This window comes from Flavobacterium sp. (assembly GCF_031537875.1).
Lineage (GTDB): Bacteria > Bacteroidota > Bacteroidia > Flavobacteriales > Flavobacteriaceae > Flavobacterium.
The window spans coordinates 132,400-152,192 of the sequence record NZ_JAVKNB010000005.1 but is presented as its reverse complement, the minus strand read 5'-3'; the positions used below and the strand labels follow the sequence as shown (position 1 = coordinate 152,192).

Below are 19,793 nucleotides of genomic sequence, written 5' to 3'. Positions count from 1 at the left end.
TTACTGTATATTTGTCCTAACCAATCCCAAAAAGGACAAATTATATCCCCTCTATTGTGCTTAAAAAACACCTTTTTTATTAGTTTTGCGAAGCAAAAGTCCAAAAACATGTTGTTGTACCTCACACTTTCTACCTTAGCACTTGCTTTGTTATTATTGGCTAATAATTTCAAGAAAAACAAGACCGCCGTGTATGTGGCTTTGTTTTTAATAATTGTTTCGTTGTATGGAATTACCCATTATTTTGTCCTATTTGGACAATCTCCTTTTTGGTTAGCCTTGTTTTACAATCATTTCACACCCTTGTATTTATTGTTAGGCCCCTTACTACTTTTTTATGTGAGAGGCACCTTAGCCGACAGATCGGGCCTCACAAAAGTAGACTGCCTTCATTTTATTCCCGCTTTAATTCAAGCCGTTGGAATTACACCTTATCTATTTACATCTTTTGAACTTAAAGTGCAAAATGCTAAACGTATTATTGATAACATTGACAATTTGCTGAATTTAAACCTTAATTTATTTTATAATGCCGATGTGAGTTTTTTAATCCGAGTGGGGTTGTTTCTAATTTACATTATGTACTGCGGCTATTTGTTAATTTCTTACGCACCAAAAATCCGAAAAGAAAACGCCATTCCGAACAAACAGTTTAAAGTATCGTTGAAGTGGTTGAGTCTTTTAGTAATCTGCTCATTAATAATTACACTCTACTTATTAATTGTTACTATCTTCTCGTTTTATAGTTCGCCAAAAGAGGCTTTTGCTAACAGCTATATACTCCATGTTATTTCTGGCATCTCCTATTTTATTTTATCCTTCTCTTTGCTGCTATTCCCATACATATTGTACGGAATGCCTCGTAAAATTATAGCCAATGACAGAAAATTTAATAAAGAGCCTAAAAACATTCCAGCTGATGTGGTGAATGAAATCATCCCAGAAGAAGATCCGCTATTTGAATTATCAGAAAAAATCACAACTTACTTGCATGACAAGAAACCGTATTTAGATCCTGAGTTTTCGATTTCAACCATCGCTATCAATATGCAAGTTCCACAAAACCATGTGTCCTATTGTATCAATACATTACAAAGCACGACTTTTTATAAATTGCGCTCTGATTTACGTGTGAAACATGCTATATCGTTGTTACAAAGCGAAACTAAAGAACGGCTTACTATTGAGGCCATAGGAGAACAATCCGGCTTTAAAACGCGTTCTAATTTTTATATGGCATTTAAAGAATGTACAGGAATGACTCCTACAGAATACCCGACAAAAAGCAACGAAGAATATGCACTATAATTCTAATCTATGCTATTATACTTATGCCTTTTAACAATACTGCTTTCACTTGTATTATTGTTTTACAATAGAAACTCAAAATCAAATACATTATTTTTAGCATTATTTTTTATAACCTCTTCTGGTTTTGGTTTAGCGCATCATTTTGTGTTTCAAACGAAGTCTTTGTTTTGGATTGCTTTATTTTTTAACCATTGGGTTCCTTTTATGTTTTTAATTGGGCCGTTCTTGTTTTTTTATGTTAGAGGAGCTATAACTGAACGTAGTGGGTTAACAAAGTGGGATTTCGTCCATTTTGCACCTGCAATTCTAAGTGGTATCGGTACTATTCCGTATTATTTAGAATCATTTGAGGTAAAAAAAAACATTGCCAAACAATTAATATATAATGTCAATTCCATTAGAGATATTGAAGTCAATTTTTTTTATGATGCAGGCGAAAGTTTTGTATTGCGATCAGTTTTGTGTTTAGGCTACCTTTTGTATTCTATTTATTTGGTATTTCGGTATTACAAAAACGAAATGAGCTATAGCCTAAAACTGTCTTCGCAAAAACTTCTAGTACTTCGTTGGTTAAGTATTTTATTAGGAGCCATATTGCTTATCGTTACCATTTTTATCGGCTTGGCTTTCAATGCTGCCTATGTTAGAATAAGCGATAGCATAACAGAGGGTTATGTGTATTATATTGGAACGGGAGTAATTTATTTAATCATGGCTTTGGCTCTTTTGCAATTTCCCAATGTATTGTATGGAATTTCACGAAATCCCGACGCAATAGCAACTATAGAAGTAAAAAATAACCCCATAAACAAATCGCAAGATTCATTTATAGAAAATGGATCAGTTACAGAATTAGGAGAAAAAATTAACACCTATTTAAAGGAGAAAAAACCATATTTAGACACCTTTTTCTCTGTTTCTAGTATTGCCATTGCATTAGGCGTTTCTGAAGATCAGATCTCATTTTGTATTAAACACTATTTAAATACTAATTTTATTAAATTACGATCAGAACTACGTGTGGCTCATGCTATTAATCTATTACAAAGTGAAGCTAAAGACCGTCTTACTATTGAAGCTATAGGAGAACAATCTGGTTTTAAAACACGTTCTAATTTTTATATGGCATTTAAAGAATGTACAGGGATGACTCCTACAGAATTTATTTCCTTGAAACCAAGTACATCTTAGCCACAAAAAAACCCACTAGAGTTTAGTGGGTTTTTTGCTAAATCGCTTCCGGTTTATAATGAATTGCATTTTCTAAAACTTAAACTGCAATAGGATTTCGTTTGTGTTTCTTGCAGCAGCTAGTGTTGGTTGTGTACTCATCTCATAGGCAAACCCAAACACAAAACGTTTGCTCAATTGGATAGTACTCATCGCTGCATACGCTTTATCGGTTCTGTACATTCCTCCAATTTCAAAATTGTTCTCTATTTGTAACATCGTAGTTAGATCTATCGATGTAGGCGCACCATTGACATAACGCAACATCACCGATGGTTTCAATACTAACGATGGACTTAAATAAAAGTCATAGCCTCCACTTAAATACACATGAGGCCTATCAGTAGCTGTCATAGCATAGCCTGATTGATTCACCGCTTTGCTTGTGTTGAATAATCTTGGGACAGATAACGATGCGTACCATTTGTCTTGCTTTAGTACTGCACCTACCCCAAAATTGGGATTGAATGTATTAATAGATCCAAGAGCTTGATCTGATCGTACATTATACGTTTCTAACCCTGTGGTGTTGACATCGTAAAAATTACCACCTGCTTTGATTCCCAGATACAAATCGGTTGTTGCATTCATTTGGACCTTATACGAGAAATCAACCCCCAAATAGGTCTCTTTTTCTATAAAGGTTTTATCGTTCACCACCGACACTCCTATGCCCATGTTTTTGCCAACTGGAGTACTGTAGGAGACGGTTTGGGTTTCGGGTGCTTCAGGAACACCTGTCCATTGTTTTCTAAGTGAACTCGTCCACAAAGTCGCATTGTTATATCCCGCATAAGCTGGATTCACCAAAATCATGTGGGATTTATAAAAAGCAAAAACGCTTTCTTGTTGGGCGAATAAAGCACTACTTACTAAAAGTAGTGCTAAAGTTGCCATAAGGTTTATTTTTTTCATTGTCTTGTTTTTTTGATGTGGGGGGTTTAGTTTGTGATGTATAACCAACCTTGAGCGTCGATAGTTCCATCTCCGTTTAAATCAATTTGGTACATATAAGCTCCTGAAGAAGGTAAGCCTTCTTTCAAATTTTTATAATGCCCATCCCAATCATTATGATAGTTATTAGAGTAATATACTTCGTTACCCCATCTGTTAAATACTCTAACGATACTGCCAGGATGATTTTCTATATTATAAATTACCCAAGTATCATTTACACCGTCTCCATTTGGAGTGATGGCTTGTGCAATATTCAATTCTACCAAGTCACAAACATCTCCCCTTCCATCATGATCTCTATCGGCTTGATTCGCATTAGCTGTAATTGGACAGTTGTCATTGGTATCTAAAATCCCGTCGTTATCATCATCTGTATCACAAACATCTCCTTGACCATCATGATCATTGTCGGCTTGATTCGTATTAGCTGTGATTGGGCAGTTGTCTAGATTGTCCGCTATACCGTCGCCGTCGGTGTCTTGAATTAATGGACTAGTTCCCATTGTTAATTCAACCGCATCTGACAAGCCGTCGCCGTCTGTATCGGCTAATAACGGATTTAAACCTAATGTTTTTTCTCTCAAATTAGTCAAGCCATCACCATCACAGTCTGCATTGTTCCATGCTGTACTAGGTGTTAGTGTTTGATGAGACAACACAAATTGACATGCATCTTTACCATCTGTTCTGTCTGTTTTCTCTATTCCGTCTTTTACGCCATCGCCATCAGTATCCGCTTTCAATGGATCTGTGCCGTCAATTTTCTCTTGGGCATTGGTTACACCGTCTGCATCACAATCAGCCGTATTCCAAGCTGTGCTTGGCGTAAGCGTTTGGTGAGCTAGTACAAATTGACATGCGTCTTTTGAATCAGTACCGTCTGTTTTCTCAGTTCCGTCTTTTACTCCGTCGCCATCAGTATCTGCTTTCAATGGATCAGTACCATCAACAACTTCTTGAGCATTGGTTACGCCATCTGCATCACAATCAGCCGTATTCCACGCTGTACTTGGTGTTAGCGTTTGGTGGGCCAACACAAATTGGCAAGAGTTTGTAGCTGAAGTTCCGTCTGTTTTCTCAGTTCCGTCTTTTACTCCGTCGCCATCAGTATCTGCTTTCAATGGGTCAGTACCATCAACAACTTCTTGAGCATTGGTTACACCGTCTGCATCACAATCAGCTGTATTCCAAGCTGTACTTGGCGTAAGCGTTTGGTGAGCTAGTACAAATTGACATGCATCAGTTCGACTAGTTCCATCCAAAAGTTCTTGAGGATCTAATACTCCATCACCATCGGTGTCTCCTACTAGTGGATCTGTATGGTTTAGTATTTCTTGTCTATTTGACGTTCCGTCTCCATCACAATCTGCTGTGTTCCAAGTCGTACTTGTTGTTACTGTTTGGTGAGCTAGTACAAACTTACATCCGTCTTTAGCATCAGTACCATCCACCTTTTCAGTACCATCTATAACTCCATCTCCATCTGAATCTGGATTCAAAGGATTCGTGCCATCTAATAACTCCTGAGCATTGGTTACCCCGTCATTATCACAATCAGCCGTGTTCCATACTGTGATTGTAGTCATCGTTTGGTGTGCTAAAACTAATTGACACAAGTCTTTTTCATCAGTGGCATCTGCTTTTTCAGTGGCATCTAATACTCCATCTCCGTCACTTTCTAAATCCAATCTGTTAGGTATTCCATCGCCATCAGTGTCAATGTCTACACAGGCACTTGCGTCTACTAAACCTGCTATTCCTAGTGAGAAGTTACAATAGAACTCATATTCACGACCTGTAAACGAAATCTCGGAAATATTTCCAGAAAAAGAAATTGTTCCTGTACCTTCATTTCCAACCAAAACCTGAGTGGTAGTTCCTACTGGAGCACCCGTGAAATTTCCATTTGAATTCAATACTTTACCTGGTAAAGAAAGATCTAACGTCTTATTTAAAGAATTGATAAAGAATCGAGGATTATTAACTGGTTGATCAAAAACAAACTTGTGTTCTCCCAAAGTTGAACTTCTGAAAGTACTTAAATTAGGATTTCCACTTGGTTGAGGAGACCAATTTGAAATTCCGCCGTAAGGCGCGTCATTTTGAAGTAAAATAGAATTACTTGTGTTGGTCACCGTCACATTTACAGGATTTCCCGGAACATTGATTACTCCTCTTAAAACACCATTTGTATAGGAATTCCATTGTACAAAATAGAATGTACTTGGAATAAGTGATTGACTCACTGAGGTACTAGCTGAACAATCTTGTTCTTGGTAATCTAACAAACCGTCATTGTCATCATCTGGATCATTTACATCTGTTAAATTATCTCCATCTGAATCTAATCCAGAATCAATAGTTGTTGTAATAGTATTTGATGCAGGGCCTGGTCCTATTGCATTTACTGCTCTTAATTGAAATGGATAACTTATGCCATTTACCAAACCGCTTACGGTCACTGGTGAACTTGTTACAGCTGGTGATAAAGCAGTCCAAGTTGTTCCTCCGTCTGTAGTATATTCATAATTAGTAATTGCAGATCCCCCATTAGAGGTAGGGGCTGTAAAATTAATTGTGGCCGTTCCGCCAGTATTGGTAATTGTAGTAATTGTAGGTGCCGAAGGGGTAGTCGCAGATGCTGCTCCATAACCTGTGCCTGTAGTAATATTATCTACTTCAAAACCTCCTCCTCCGCTACTTTGAGTAAATTCTAAACGAGTGAAAGTAATATTAGGATTGTCTAATTGTAAATTAATGTAGGCAAATGGTTCAGTAGGCCTTTTATAAGCCGACGAATTATACACATTACCATCCACCGCAGTAATAGTTGCGCCACTCAAAAGTGAAGTTACTGTATTTGTGGTAAATTGTGCTAGTTGAATCTCTACACCATTACACATTCCAAATATTGTAACACGATTAGCTGCATCGCCTCCTGCCCACCAAAACCCTAAATAACGTGAAGGGTCAGTTAAGGTAACGTTTACTACTCCTCCCGTAAAAAGCCCTAAATAGTTAGATGAAGTTGTCGAATTAGGTAATGGTGCTCCGTAAGTAGTATTATATACATATTGTGAAGTAGTTGCACTACCCGTCTTGATAAAGGTTCCTATTGCAAATGTCCCACTAGCGGGAACATTCCCAACAGTAAATGAATTAAAATTTTCTGTTTTTGTACCTGCTTGGCCTTGAATGGCAGATGTAGTAACGTTAGGAGGCGATAATTTAAATTGAACATTAGGTAATGAATTAACTGTACCCGTTACAGCAACATTTTGAGAAGCGGCTCCTGAAACTACAGTTACGTCTCCACTTGGAGCTCCTGTTGCCGAGGTTGTCATTCTCACATAAACCGTAGTTGCGCCAAGAGTTCCTGAAGCCGGAATTGTAACACTTGAAGCAAAGCCCGATCCACTTGTTAGAGATACTTCAAAACCTGTTGGTGCGGTAACTACTGCATTTGCTGACAAACTTGTTCCTGAAACTGAAAAACTTTGTTCAGTTGAAACTGATCCTGCACAACTAGTAAAGGCACTCAATTGTGATGATGACAAACCTATAGTTGGTACTCCAGCCTGTGTAATAATTAGTTCATTTGAAGTACTATCACTTAAAGTATATCCCGCTGTATTTGTAATTGTAGCCACAACAGAATAAGTCCCTGTAGCTAAAGTAGGTAAAGGCAACGACCAGTTATTACCACTAACTACTAAACCATTAGTTGTGGTATACAATATCCCATTAACCATTACTGATAATGTCTGGCCGTTTTGTAGCGTTGCTGTTCCAGTAATTGTAGGGGATGTGTTTGAGGTAGTTAAAGCAGTTACTGTTACAGGCCCAGTAGGGCGCAATCCCTGAGTAGTCGTTAAATAAGCATTTAAATCACTTAACAAACCTGAAGTTGCTGCATTTCCAGAAACGCTTGAACCATCTGTTAATGTTAGTGTAGCCCCTATTTTTTTAAACCCTAAATCACTTGTCGTGTTAATTGTATAAGTTGAAGAACCTCCATAAGTGAAATTGATTGGGCTAATGGAAGTGTTTGGAAGTATCCCAAACATATTGACTGTGGACCCATTCGTATTTCTCCAAACAATAGCTCCTGGGAATTCTATAATCTGACCCGAAGTTAATTGCAAACGAATCGTTCCTGGAATATCATTCCCTTGATATCCCGAAGGTATTTGAAAGATCCCTGAGGTAGATTGTTGAACAAAAAAAGCTTTGGCAATTCCTAACGTTGTGAAAGTTTTAATATTAGTAGCGTCTTGTGGATTAGATCCTTTTAGACCGATAAATCCCTCCGAAAAAGGAACGCTAACTTCAATTGTTTGAGCAAACCCTTGAATTCCTATGAACAAAAGAAAAACAACTAATGAATACATCAATTGCTTAAGTTCATTAATCCTTGGCACAAACTGAAAAACCGAAAACTGAAAATTTGTTAGTTTTTTCATAAAATAATAAATATATTTAATAAATTCTTAGGACGTTAATTTGGTCTTGGTGTAGTATATTTACAATTAAAACCGTATAAAAAAGTGAACAAACTTATGTTCAAAAAATAATTAACACACAGCTTTATCTTATAACTTTGTCCTGTAAATCAGCATAGTGGATAACTAGTTGTCCTCGAAAATTAAAAATCGGACAATTTGAAGCAATAGTAATTTAGACCCGAAAGAGGTTAATGCGTACTTTTGTATTATGTAAACCCCACATTAATGTTATTATATCTTTCGATTTTTACCATCTTGATTTCATTTGTGCTTTTATATCACAATTGGGGCTTAAATAAAAATGCAATCTATTTAACATTTGTATTCATACTTACTTCTATATTTGGAATTGCTCACTACTTAATAACTTCAGGAGGGTCGCGTTTTTGGTTAGCCATATTTTACAATAATTTTGCAGCATTAATGTTTTTAATTGGTCCGTTTTTGTATTTTTATATACGAAACACTTTGACCGATCGCTATTCATTATCCAAAAAAGACTGGCTACACTTTATTCCAACTTTGATTGCGTTTATTGGATCTGTACCCTACATTTTTCAATCATTTGATAAAAAATTGGAGATTGCGGATAAAATCATACAAAATCCAGATATAATAGAAGAAATTGATGTGAATATTTTTTATACAATGGGACAGAGTTTCGTATTCCGTTGTAGCATTGCCTTTTTGTATTTAATAGGCTGTATCTATTTACTTTGGAAATTATATCCTTCAGAAACCAAGGAAAAACAAATTCCTAAAAACCAACTTATCATCACATACCGTTGGCTTATTATTTTAATTACAAACCTGTCGTTTATTTTTGTGAGTTTTATACTGCTTGCCATAAGCTCTGAACACTCTGTTCCCAGCAAAACCATAAACGACGGACAGGTTTTATACATCATTGCTGGACTAGCCTATAGCATAATGTCTTTTTCTTTGATTTTATTTCCTGAGATTCTATATGGAATTCCTAGACGAAATGAAGCTGTAACTCCTAAAAAGAAAAAAGTTAAAAATAAAATCGCACCCGAAGAGGACCCTTTCTTCGATATGTATAAAGCCATATTGAAATATCTAGAAGAAGAAAAACCATTTTTAAATCCTGATTTTTCGGTTAGCGATATTGCACTTTACCTTAAAGCGCCTCAAAATCACGTTTCATATTGCATCACCTATTTAATGGAAACTAAATTTTCAAAATTAAAATCGGCGTTGAGAATAAAGCACGCCTTAGAATTACTGAAAAAAGGATCCAATTCTCTTCTAACCATAGAAGCTATCGGAAAACAATCGGGATTTAAAACGCGCTCCAATTTTTATGCTGCGTTTAAAGAAGAAACTGGATTTACTCCAACCGAATATATTAATAATGAAATTTCGGAAACTATACGGTAAAAGTTCTATTGTTACAATAGATTGAATGCTTTTGCGTTTCATTTGTAGTTTTGTACTTGTCTTAAAAAAGAAAAACTGGACAACAATTCGCTTTTTGAATCGCTTTTTTTTGCCTTTTTAATTAACTTTGTCGTTATATCCCCATATCATGTTATTATACATTTCAGTTGCAACAATAATCCTTTCCTGTGTGTTTTTTATCTTCAATTGGAAATCAAATCCTAACGCTTTATATTTAGCGTTGTTTTTTGTCTTGGCTTCTAGTTTTGGTCTAGCACATTATTTTATGCTATATGGCCATTCTGCCTTTTGGTTGGCCGTTTTTTACAATCATTTTGCCCCTTTCATGTTTCTTTTAGGGCCTTTTTTGCTTTTTTATGTAAGAGGTACAATTGAAAACAAACAAAATCTATACAAAAAAGACTGGGTTCATTTCATACCCGCCATCATTGCGCTAATTGGAACAATTCCCTACTTTTTACAACCCTTTGAAAATAAATTAAATATTGCAAACGCTATCCTAAAAAGTGCTAACGCAGTAGCAACTATTGATGTTAATCTATTTTATAATGCTGGTATGAGTTTTGCATTACGTTGTGGACTTTCGTTTGCATATTTACTCTATTGCATTTATTTAGTAATTGGATTATATCAAAAAAAGAAAGAAAAACAATTGATTAACACCCATTTGTGGTTGGTAGTCTTGTTATCCAATTTATTATTTATCAATACTAGTTTCTTATTCCTAGCACTACAATCAGCCTACGAGACCACTCATGAAAATATAGCAGACGGGCATGTGTTTTATGTTTTGGCGGGTGTTGGATATAGTTTTCTATCTATTTCTTTAATTCTTTTTCCCAATATTTTATATGGAGTACCCATGGCCACTGTTGTTACGGTTCCCCTAAAGGAAAAAGGAAAAAAAACCATTGCGCCTGAAGAAGATCCTTTCTTTGAAATGTCTAATGCAATTAAATTGTATTTAGAAAAAGAAAAACCGTTTTTAAATCCGGAATGCAAAAAAAATGATGTTGCTAACGCTTTGAATATTTCACAAACCCACCTAGACTATTGTATTACCTATTTATTAGAAACTAAGTTCTCTAAATTACTGGCTCAATTACGTGTTGCTTATGCTAAAAACCTTATAGACAACAATACTGATTCAAATATTGCTATTGAATCAATCAGTCAACAATCTGGTTTTAAAAAAGAATCCAAATTCATATCAAGTTTTGAAAAGCAAATGGGATTGTCACTTAGTGAATACCTTGCATCTCGCAAAAAAACCTAGTATTGCCATGCAATTGATTTAAAAAAATAGATACTAGCCAATATGTGCTTTTTTATTTAGATCATAAAAAATTGCCTGAAAAGAACTCTTGTACTTCGAAAAAAAAAACTATTTTTACGAAACTATAAAGAGAAAATAAATTCCTTATTTTTCTCAAAATTGACAACTAATTAGACACTTAAAAGATGAGTTCAGAGAAAGAAGCTAAATTAAAAGCGCTACAACTTACGCTTGACAAACTAGACAAAACCTACGGAAAAGGCACAGTGATGAAAATGGGCGACAAAGCCATTGAAGAAGTAGAAGTAATTTCTTCGGGTTCGCTAGGAGTAGATTTAGCTTTAGGAGTAGGTGGTTATCCAAAAGGAAGAATTATCGAAATCTACGGCCCTGAATCGTCTGGTAAAACAACTTTAACACTGCACGCTATTGCCGAAGCGCAAAAAGCGGGTGGAATTGCTGCTTTTATCGATGCTGAACATGCGTTCGACAGAAATTATGCAGAGAAATTAGGTGTGGATATCGAAAACTTAATCATATCACAACCAGATAACGGAGAACAAGCATTAGAAATTGCTGAAAACTTAATTCGTTCAGGAGCTATTGATATTGTGGTGATTGACTCGGTAGCTGCCTTGACGCCAAAAAGCGAAATTGAAGGTGAAATGGGGGATTCTAAAATGGGTCTTCACGCGCGTTTGATGTCACAAGCCTTGCGTAAATTAACTGGAACTATCAGTAAAACACATTGTACTGTATTCTTTATCAATCAGTTGAGAGAGAAAATCGGAGTGATGTTTGGAAATCCAGAAACAACAACAGGTGGAAATGCATTGAAATTTTATGCTTCAGTTCGTTTGGATATTCGTCGTTCATCACAAATTAAAGATGGTGATAACGTAATTGGAAACCGTACTAAGGTTAAAGTGGTAAAAAATAAAGTAGCGCCACCTTTCAAAACAGCCGAATTCGACATTATGTATGGTGAAGGGGTTTCAAAAACAGGTGAAATATTAGACCTAGCGGTAGAATTTGAAATTATCAAAAAATCAGGTTCTTGGTTCAGTTACGGAGATACTAAATTAGGTCAAGGTCGTGATGCTGTAAAAGCATTAATTAAAGACAACCCTGAATTGGCCGAAGAATTAGAAGAAAAAATCAAGTCGCAAATCAAAGAACTAGCTGCTGAATAAAATTATCCTTCTTATAAAATAAAAACCGCAAGTAATACTACTTGCGGTTTTTTTATGTTAGCACTCAAAAGCCACTAATTGATTATAAATGATCTGATAAACCTCTTCTTTAATCGCTCTTCGGTCATTTAATGTTTTGCCTTCTGTGGCAACATGAGTGTGGATTTTTACACGCATCAATCCGGGACTACCGCTGAAAAAGGTGTAAGAGAGTCGCTTTTTATTGTCTCCAAACGAAATGGGAACAATTGGAATTTGATGTTCAATAGCTAAGCGAAATGCCCCATCCTTAAAGGTATCTAAAACAACAGACTCGTCGTAAGGCACACCCCCTTCTGGAAAAATACAAACGCTCAGACCACGATTCAGCCTGTTTTGAGCGCTTTCAAAAACCGCTCTTCGGCTTTGTGCATTATTTCGATCTACTAAAATACAGGTTCTTTTGTAGAAAAAGCCAAACAACGGAATCGAAGCCAATTCTTTCTTCCCCACAAATACAAAAGGTCGATCCACTACGGCCAACATCAACATAATATCAGTCATAGAGGTATGATTGGCCACAATCATATAACTTTTGTTGGGTTCCAATCCTTGAATTGATTCTACCTTATAATAAAACCCCATTCCGAAAAGAATGACTTTAGCCCAAATTCTAGCCATAGCAAAAAAATAAGGGTAGCCACGCTCTGAAACTATGGATAAAAGTAAAAATGGCAACATCACAAGAATAGGAATAGCCATTAAGACATAAAACCATACGCGCCAAAGCAACCAAAGAATCATTTTTATTCCTCTCATAATGCCAAATGTATGAAATGGAACGTCATTTTGAAAAAATATTTTAAATTTTAGAATTGAACCCTTTAAAAACAGCTGTTTAATAATAAATAACACTTTGCTGATTTCTAAATCAAAAAAAATAAGGACGAAAAAAAAACGAAATATCAAAATATATTTCTCAAAAAAAGAATATGATATAAATTATCAAATATTCATTACAATTGATTTTTAACAGAAAATAATTAGGTAATTTAGCTCAAAACAAGGATTTTTTTCAATAAAAACCTTGAAATGTTTAACTTTTTTAAATAAAATTAAATATGTCAAATTTACTGCCTGAATTGAACCCAAAAGGTTGGGACGAAATGTTTTCTGATGAAGGCGTAAGACATTCGTATCGTCAAGTGTTGCACACCTTAGAAAACCTAAACCTACAAAGTCTGAAAGACAAACAGAAACAAGCCTCTGATTTTTTTATGAACCAAGGGATTACGTTTACTGTGTATAGCGACGATAATCAAGGGATTGAACGTATTTTCCCTTTTGATATTATTCCGAGAATCATTACCAAAAGTGATTGGCTAGAAGTAGAAACCGGAATCAAACAACGCTTATTGGCTTTGAATTTATTTTTAGAAGACATTTATAACGAACAAAACATCATTAAAGATGGTGTTGTTCCAGCGTCATTAATTGCGTCTTGTCCGCACTACATTCAAGAAGTACAAGGCATCAAAGTGCCACATAATATTCATGTTCATATTGCAGGAATCGACTTGATTCGCGGTGCTAAAGGCGAATTCTATGTGCTTGAAGACAACTTAAGATGTCCAAGCGGGGTGAGTTATATGCTAGAAAATAGAGAAATTACCAAACGTATTTTCCCAGATATGCTGACCTCAAATCATGTAAGCATGGTGAGTAATTATCCCATGATTTTTCATAATATTTTGGTTTCGCTTTCGCCAAGAAGCATCTCTAATCCTAATGTGGTGTTGCTAACTCCGGGTATTTACAATTCGGCTTATTACGAACATACTTTTTTGGCACGCCAAATGGGAATTCCCTTAGTTGAAGGTCGGGACTTAGTGGTCAACAACAACAAAGTGTACATGAAAACCACCTCGGGCTTACAGCAAGTGGATGTAATTTACCGTCGTTTAGACGACGAATATTTAGATCCATTGGTCTTTAAACCCGATAGCGCATTAGGTGTTCCTGGCCTTATGAGTGCCTACAAACAAGGCAATATTGCCATTGTTAATGCCGTAGGAAATGGCGTTGCAGATGATAAAGCCGTATATGCCTTTGTTCCTGATATGATTAAATATTACTTGAACGAAGAACCTATTCTTAAAAACGTGCCGACCTACCAAATGGAAAACCAAGACGAGCGCGAACTGGTTTTTGCCGACATGGAAAATATGGTAATTAAAGAAACCAATCAAAGTGGTGGCTACGGAATGATTATGGGAAATAAAGCGACTCAAGAGGAGCTCGATGCTACTAAAATTGCCATTTTGGACAATCCAAGGAACTTTATTGCACAACCCATTATTCAATTAAGTACCGTGCCGTGTTTGATTGATGGCCAACTCAAATTGCGCCATGTCGATTTAAGACCGTATGCTTTATGTGGTCCAAATGGCGTGGAAATCGTTCCTGGCGGCTTAACCCGCGTGGCGCTAACCGAAGGGTCTCTAGTGGTAAATTCGTCCCAAGGAGGCGGCAGTAAAGACACCTGGATAGTAGAATAAATAACCTAAAGAAACATACCCAATGAAAGTAGATATGCTTAGCCGAGTGGCGGACGGAATGTTCTGGCTCAACCGATACATGGAAAGAACAGATGGAATGTTGCTGACCTTAAACACCTTTTATATTCTGTCTTTCGACAAAGAATTGAATGATACTCAAGGCTACAAACCCTTGTTAGAACATTATACTGATTTGCCTATCGAGACCATCAATGAGATGCAATACGACACTAATTTTGTGTTGAAATACATTATTTGCGACAATCACAATCAAAATTCGGTCAAGAATTTAGTAATTAAAGCGCGTGAAAATGCACGAGGTTCCCAAGACAAAATCACCAAAGAGCTTTGGGAACACATCAATTCGTTATATCATTTTATGAATTCCCCTAGCCTGCCGCATCAATTGGAAACCCAAGATGCTTTGGCTATTATTACCAAATTGAACAAAGACTTTTTGCTGTACAACGGAATTCTGCAAGTAACCATGCCGAGAGGATTGGGATGGTGTTTTTCGAGCATTGGCAAACACATTGAACGCTGCTTACAAACTATTTCGCTTACACAAGCGTATTTTGCGCCCATTGATTACAATCTAGAAGGCGAAGAAGATTTATTGTACTGGAGAAGGCTGTTGCTATCCCTATCAGGCTACGAAATGTATTTGAAAAGTTACAGTAATATTCCGCACAATAGAAAAGTGGTGCAACAAGTTGTTTTCAATCGCGATTTTGCGCACTCGGTGATTTATACTTTGGACTTGATTAATGTGTACATTAATTATTTATTCAAAGACAATGTAATAAGCGAAGCCCGAACCTTACACAATCAATTTGGAAGGCTAAAAAGCTATGTCGAATACACCGATTACCACCACTTAAGCAACCAACAATTAGAAGAAGTGCTTCATAACACCAAAGTGCAACTGAACCAATTCTCTACAGATTTTTCTAAATTATTCTTTTCTTATACCTAAATCGGCATGGCTCTATTTAAAATCGTCCATATTACCAAATACCAATACAATTGGCCTATCAAAGAAAGCATCAACGAGATTCGCTTATTCCCGCATAATTTTGAAAACCAAGATGTCTTGCAATACGAATTGTTGATTACCAACAATCCTGAAGTTAGTTTTTCTACTGATTATCACGGAAATCGTGTGGGAAATTTCAACACTTTAGATGCTCATACCGAAATGACTATCGAATCTAGAATGTTAGTTCGGGTAAATCATTCCTTGAAAATTCCTGATTTTGAACATTCGTACATAAAGGATTTAGCATCCGAAAAAGAAAAAAACATCAACCTCTTGCGCCTTTGCTATCCTGAAACCATTACAAAACAAGAGACCATTCTGGATATTCTCAACGAAATTGGATGTGAAAACAAAACCATTATTGAGATTGCGCAACAATGCAATAATTATATTTTTAACCACTTCACCTATACCAAAGGGATCACCAATATTGAAACCACTGTAGACGAAATTTTAGACCATAAAAAGGGAGTGTGCCAAGATTTTGCCCACGTACTTTTGCAATTGGTTCGTACCGCAGGAATTCCGGCACGCTATGTCAGTGGTTACATCTGCCCTAACGAAAGTGGGCTAAGAGGAGAAGGTGCCACCCACGCTTGGGTCGAAATTTATACGCCAAATCAAGGTTGGTTAGGATTAGATCCCACTAATAATATTTGGACCATGGATAACCATGTTAAACTAGCTGTGGGGCGCAATTTTATCGATTGTACGCCAGTTAAAGGAACTTTTAAAGGATTGGCTAAACAAACACTTTCTGTTTGTGTATCAATTGGCTATGAAGACGGTAGGCATTTTGAAGAAATCAACGATGTAGCTCTGGAAGAAGTCTCCTCAGAAGTACAAGAACAATTGGATTACATCGAACTCTTACATCACCAACAAGAACAGCAACAGCAATAAAAAAAGCACTACTCACGTAGTGCTTTTTTTATTATTTAATTCGATAACCAACCTGATGGGTTAATATAAGAGGTGTTCTGAAGTATCAAGAACTTGATTACCGTTTTTCCAGTTTCTCCATTAGAACGTACTTTACCTATTGATTGTTTTCGGCTAACTTTTTCTCCTTTACTCACATTCACCGAGCTTAGGTTTTGATATACCGTGAAATAGTCCCCGTGTTGTATCATTACCGCTTTATTCACTGGAGATAATGCAATAACACTACTTACCACTCCGTCAAAAACTGCTCTGGCATTCGCCCCTTGGTCGGTAGTAATCTCTACACCACTGTTGTGAACCATTAACGATTTGTACACTGGGTGCGGCTGATCTCCATAGCCTAATGAAATATGTCCGCGCTCTACAGGATAAGGCAACCTTCCTTTATTCGCTCTAAAATTATCAGCAATAATTTTAGCTTCAGGGGTCAAATCAATTTTAGTTGATGATACCGGCTCGTTAGACGCTACTGGCTCTTCTACAACTTCTTTTTCAACAGGTTTAACTGTTGTTTTAGGCGCTTTACCATTAATTTTCTTGGCGTTTGCCAATTCTTTTGCAGCAGCTTCAGCAGCCGCTTTCTTTTCTTTGGCAGCAGCAGTGGCGGCAGCCTTCGTTTTCGCTCTTTCTGCAGCGGCTTTTCTATTGGCTTCAGCAATGGCTTGACGAATCAAACGATCAATTTGTTTGTCAATAGCTCTCGCTTCTTGTTGTTTTTTCTTAATGTCGTTGGCAATTTTATTCTTGTCTTTTTTAATTGCGTTAACCAACTTCTCTTGCTCTTGTTTCTCTTTTTCTAAAGACAAACGCTCTTTCTCTTTTTCTTCAATTAATTTTTGTTTGGCTGATTTTTGAACATCCAATTTTTCATTGTACACTTCTAATTCTTTGGATTTATCTTTAATCTCTTCGCCTTGCATTTTTCTGAAATTCGTGTACTGTTTCATGTATTGGGCGCGCTTGTATGCCTGCAAAAAATTCTCTGACGACAAGATAAACATGGCTCTACTTTGTTCTGAACGACTCTTATACGATTTCACAATCATCTTAGCATAGTCTTCCTTTAAGACAACCAACTCTTTTTTAAGCTTGTTAATTTGCACTTGATTGATGTACATGTCATTGCTCAATAGCTTTGCTTGTTTTTCAGTAGTGTTGATCAATTTTTCTTTCAATGCGATTTTTTTCTCTTGGATAACCACAACATTAACCGCTGTTTTTTCCTTGTTTTTAACCGATTGCAAGAGTTTTTCATTCTCTTTTATTTCTTGCTGAATTTGAGCTTTTCGTTGTTCTAACTTTTCTTGTTGCGAGTCTTGGCTCCAAACCAATGAAGTAGCGCAAATAAAAAGTAGACTAAGGAGAAATTTTGGCATGGTAAAATATTTTTGCAAATTTACTTAATTAAAATTCTTTTATACCCATTTGGAATACTATAAGGAAAAGAAAGTTCTTCGTTAAAAGATACCGTATTGTAATTGAAACTAATTTCTGTCTTGCCTTTCGGCTGAAAAGCACTAATTACAACACTCATGGACATAGTTGCTTCGTTAAACGTATTTCTTTCTGAATAACCCACATCAATTCTTCTGTCTTGTTCTGGCTGGCTTATTTCTTGTTTTTGAATTTGAAATTTTTCTGCATCCAAAAAGAACGTTTTCTTCGTATTTCCTGATTTTAAATCGGCTAACTCAAAGCCTTGTTCGCCTTTTGATAAGGCATATTTTCCTTGTTGTAAATTGTCAAAAGCTTCACCCAACAACATATTTTGAATTTTAGAAAAATCCAAATCGGTTCCTAACCACTGACTCAATCCGCTAAAATCCCCTTCAAAATAAGTGCTATTCATCTTTTCGTAATAACTCACCGATGTGGGAGTAATTAACGCTTTAGCCATCGTAATTCCTAGAAAACGAACGCTAATCAAAATTTGTTCGTCTTTCTTAATTTTAATTTCTGCTGTTACATTTTGAGTTTGCTTATCGTCAGAAAAACGCACATTCGATTTGATATAAACGGTACTAAAGTTGGTTTTGTTGTTGTAATGATTCGCTATTATGTCTTCCGCCGAAATCCCTTTCGCCGTTGGAGCTACCGGTGTGGTTACCACAATCGCTTGTTTGGTTTTGCAAGACACCAAAACCGACAGGAACAGCAATAGTATTATCTTTTTCATTTCTTTTTATTTTGTATTAATTGATCGGCTTTCGCAAAAAAGCGGTCTTTCATCTTAAAATCGCCCAAACCGTTATAGGCTTCCGCCAATTGTAAATTAAAATTGATTTCTAAATCCAAATCGTCTATTACAAAATCTATACCCGTTTCTAGTGCTTCTTTCGCCTTATTAAATTGGTGCAATTGATTATTAGCTAATCCAAAATAATAATAAAAATACCCCTGAGCCGGATACAACTCCATCCCTTCAGCCGATTTTTGAGCTAGTTTTTGAAACTGCTGATCCGTTGTATACGCTTGAAGCAAAAGTAAATTTGTTGCTACCGACCCTGCTTCTTTTTGAAGTGCCAATTCGTAATAATGAATGGCCTTTTCCAATTGTTTTTTATTCTGATAGAACTTCCCTATTTCTTGAGCAACGTTAATTTCTTTGTCAGCATCAAAAAACGGAATCGCCGTTTCTAAGTCCGTTTCGTATTGCGGATTTTTGTAGGCAAATAGTAAAAACTCATTAACTACTCGGTGTTTGATACTGTTGGGTATTTGCCCATTGCCCAAAATACTTTTCATAGTTTGAGCCGCTTGCAATCCGTTATTGGTTTCCAAATAATTTTTAAAATCTCCCAACTCTTTCCAGTCCGAAGATTGGTTTTTGGTAGCCAAAAGAATTTGGTTTTTAAACTGCGTTCGTTCTTGCGACTTGCCAAATTTAGCATTCATCTCATTAATCAAAGCCAATGCTTTTTCTAACTGATTCGTCGCCATATACAGCGGAATCAAATCGTCTTTGTAGCGCTCGTCAAAACCGATTAATTGTTGTACCGCAGTCATCGCGCGTTCGTAATTCTTGGTTTGAAAACTCAGATCGTAAAGCCCTACCCAAAACCATCTGTTTTTAGGTTCAATTTGTGTGGCTTTTTGAAACGACTGATACGCGTTTTCATATTGTTTTAAGGCCAAATAATTTTTACCTAATTCAAAATGAACCGTCGCATTATTGGGTTGGCTTACCAAACATTTTTCCAAAGCCACAATCGCTTTGTCATAGTTTTCAATGCCTTTTTGCAAAAGCGATTCATAAAAAGAATCCTGAAATGCATCCGAAACCATAGCAATATCTTCTGGTTCTGTTTGCGACCATCCTGAAAATGGAAATGCAAACAGACTTAAAAAGAAAAAAACTATAGTTTTAGTGTTCATGAT

Annotated in this window: 14 protein-coding genes; 8 read left to right on the top strand and 6 right to left on the bottom strand. The window is 36.2% G+C overall.

Annotated features, from left to right (window positions below):
• Positions 1-108: 108 nt before the first annotated feature.
• Both RMR09_RS02180 and RMR09_RS02175 read left to right on the top strand, forming a co-directional pair.
• Complete coding sequence (locus RMR09_RS02180; protein ID WP_310594202.1) at positions 109-1,308, top strand: helix-turn-helix domain-containing protein; 1,200 nt, start codon at positions 109-111, stop codon at positions 1,306-1,308.
• A gap of 207 nt (positions 1,309-1,515) precedes the next feature.
• Positions 1,516-2,502, top strand: coding sequence for a helix-turn-helix domain-containing protein (locus RMR09_RS02175; RefSeq protein ID WP_310594201.1), 987 nt, complete (start codon positions 1,516-1,518; stop codon positions 2,500-2,502).
• A gap of 72 nt (positions 2,503-2,574) precedes the next feature.
• Here the strand turns inward: RMR09_RS02175 and RMR09_RS02170 are convergent, their stop codons facing one another.
• Both RMR09_RS02170 and RMR09_RS02165 read right to left on the bottom strand, forming a co-directional pair.
• Entirely contained in the window at positions 2,575-3,456 is an 882-nt protein-coding gene (locus RMR09_RS02170; RefSeq protein ID WP_310594200.1) for a type IX secretion system membrane protein PorP/SprF, read from the bottom strand.
• A 26-nt stretch (positions 3,457-3,482) separates the two neighbouring features.
• Entirely contained in the window at positions 3,483-7,961 is a 4,479-nt protein-coding gene (locus tag RMR09_RS02165; RefSeq protein ID WP_310594199.1) for a gliding motility-associated C-terminal domain-containing protein, read from the bottom strand.
• 267 nt (positions 7,962-8,228) lie between these two features.
• Between RMR09_RS02165 and RMR09_RS02160 the strand changes: the two genes are divergently transcribed.
• The 3 genes from RMR09_RS02160 to recA all read left to right on the top strand — a co-directional run bounded on the left by RMR09_RS02160 (position 8,229) and on the right by recA (position 11,894).
• Positions 8,229-9,404, top strand: a complete 1,176-nt coding sequence (locus RMR09_RS02160) for an AraC family transcriptional regulator (protein ID WP_310594198.1) — start codon at positions 8,229-8,231, stop codon at positions 9,402-9,404.
• Positions 9,405-9,552: 148 nt separating this feature from the next.
• A complete protein-coding gene (locus RMR09_RS02155) occupies positions 9,553-10,701 on the top strand; it encodes a helix-turn-helix domain-containing protein (protein ID WP_310594197.1) in 1,149 nt (382 codons plus the stop codon).
• A 185-nt stretch (positions 10,702-10,886) separates the two neighbouring features.
• Positions 10,887-11,894, top strand: a complete 1,008-nt coding sequence (recA, locus tag RMR09_RS02150) for a recombinase RecA (protein ID WP_310594196.1) — start codon at positions 10,887-10,889, stop codon at positions 11,892-11,894.
• 57 nt (positions 11,895-11,951) lie between these two features.
• On the opposite strand, the gene RMR09_RS02145 is transcribed toward recA, so the two are convergent.
• On the bottom strand, positions 11,952-12,692 hold the full coding sequence (locus RMR09_RS02145; protein WP_310594195.1) for a lysophospholipid acyltransferase family protein: 741 nt from the start codon (positions 12,690-12,692) through the stop codon (positions 11,952-11,954).
• A 302-nt stretch (positions 12,693-12,994) separates the two neighbouring features.
• Between RMR09_RS02145 and RMR09_RS02140 the strand changes: the two genes are divergently transcribed.
• From RMR09_RS02140 to RMR09_RS02130, 3 genes are read left to right on the top strand one after another with little or no spacing between them, the layout of a single operon-like run.
• Positions 12,995-14,431: a circularly permuted type 2 ATP-grasp protein gene (locus RMR09_RS02140; protein ID WP_310594194.1), complete on the top strand. Its 1,437-nt coding sequence runs from the start codon at positions 12,995-12,997 to the stop codon at positions 14,429-14,431.
• Between the two features lie 22 nt (positions 14,432-14,453).
• Entirely contained in the window at positions 14,454-15,407 is a 954-nt protein-coding gene (locus RMR09_RS02135) for an alpha-E domain-containing protein (protein WP_310594193.1), read from the top strand.
• Positions 15,408-15,413: 6 nt separating this feature from the next.
• Positions 15,414-16,373, top strand: coding sequence for a transglutaminase family protein (locus tag RMR09_RS02130; protein WP_310594192.1), 960 nt, complete (start codon positions 15,414-15,416; stop codon positions 16,371-16,373).
• Positions 16,374-16,408: 35 nt separating this feature from the next.
• On the opposite strand, the gene RMR09_RS02125 is transcribed toward RMR09_RS02130, so the two are convergent.
• The 3 genes from RMR09_RS02125 to RMR09_RS02115 are packed head-to-tail and all read right to left on the bottom strand — an operon-like array spanning position 16,409 to position 19,790.
• On the bottom strand, positions 16,409-17,791 hold the full coding sequence (locus RMR09_RS02125) for a peptidoglycan DD-metalloendopeptidase family protein (RefSeq protein WP_310594191.1): 1,383 nt from the start codon (positions 17,789-17,791) through the stop codon (positions 16,409-16,411).
• A gap of 20 nt (positions 17,792-17,811) precedes the next feature.
• Entirely contained in the window at positions 17,812-18,591 is a 780-nt protein-coding gene (locus RMR09_RS02120; protein WP_310594190.1) for a DUF4292 domain-containing protein, read from the bottom strand.
• A complete protein-coding gene (locus RMR09_RS02115; RefSeq protein ID WP_310594189.1) occupies positions 18,588-19,790 on the bottom strand; it encodes a tetratricopeptide repeat protein in 1,203 nt (400 codons plus the stop codon). Before RMR09_RS02115 ends, RMR09_RS02120 begins: the two co-directional genes overlap by 4 nt.
• Positions 19,791-19,793: the final 3 nt, after the last annotated feature.

Excerpts from the sequence above, each read along its gene's own strand:
- RMR09_RS02120 (WP_310594190.1), bottom strand. The coding sequence starts at position 18,591 with ATGAAAAAGATAATACTATTGCTGTTCCTGTCGGTTTTGGTGTCTTGC.
- recA (WP_310594196.1), top strand. The coding sequence starts at position 10,887 with ATGAGTTCAGAGAAAGAAGCTAAATTAAAAGCGCTACAACTTACGCTT.
- RMR09_RS02155 (WP_310594197.1), top strand. The coding sequence starts at position 9,553 with ATGTTATTATACATTTCAGTTGCAACAATAATCCTTTCCTGTGTGTTT.
- RMR09_RS02175 (WP_310594201.1), top strand. The coding sequence starts at position 1,516 with ATGTTTTTAATTGGGCCGTTCTTGTTTTTTTATGTTAGAGGAGCTATA.
- RMR09_RS02165 (WP_310594199.1), bottom strand. The coding sequence starts at position 7,961 with ATGAAAAAACTAACAAATTTTCAGTTTTCGGTTTTTCAGTTTGTGCCA.
- RMR09_RS02140 (WP_310594194.1), top strand. The coding sequence starts at position 12,995 with ATGTCAAATTTACTGCCTGAATTGAACCCAAAAGGTTGGGACGAAATG.
- RMR09_RS02145 (WP_310594195.1), bottom strand. The coding sequence starts at position 12,692 with ATGAGAGGAATAAAAATGATTCTTTGGTTGCTTTGGCGCGTATGGTTT.
- RMR09_RS02130 (WP_310594192.1), top strand. The coding sequence starts at position 15,414 with ATGGCTCTATTTAAAATCGTCCATATTACCAAATACCAATACAATTGG.
- RMR09_RS02160 (WP_310594198.1), top strand. The coding sequence starts at position 8,229 with ATGTTATTATATCTTTCGATTTTTACCATCTTGATTTCATTTGTGCTT.
- RMR09_RS02180 (WP_310594202.1), top strand. The coding sequence starts at position 109 with ATGTTGTTGTACCTCACACTTTCTACCTTAGCACTTGCTTTGTTATTA.
- RMR09_RS02125 (WP_310594191.1), bottom strand. The coding sequence starts at position 17,791 with ATGCCAAAATTTCTCCTTAGTCTACTTTTTATTTGCGCTACTTCATTG.
- RMR09_RS02115 (WP_310594189.1), bottom strand. The coding sequence starts at position 19,790 with ATGAACACTAAAACTATAGTTTTTTTCTTTTTAAGTCTGTTTGCATTT.
- RMR09_RS02170 (WP_310594200.1), bottom strand. The coding sequence starts at position 3,456 with ATGAAAAAAATAAACCTTATGGCAACTTTAGCACTACTTTTAGTAAGT.
- RMR09_RS02135 (WP_310594193.1), top strand. The coding sequence starts at position 14,454 with ATGAAAGTAGATATGCTTAGCCGAGTGGCGGACGGAATGTTCTGGCTC.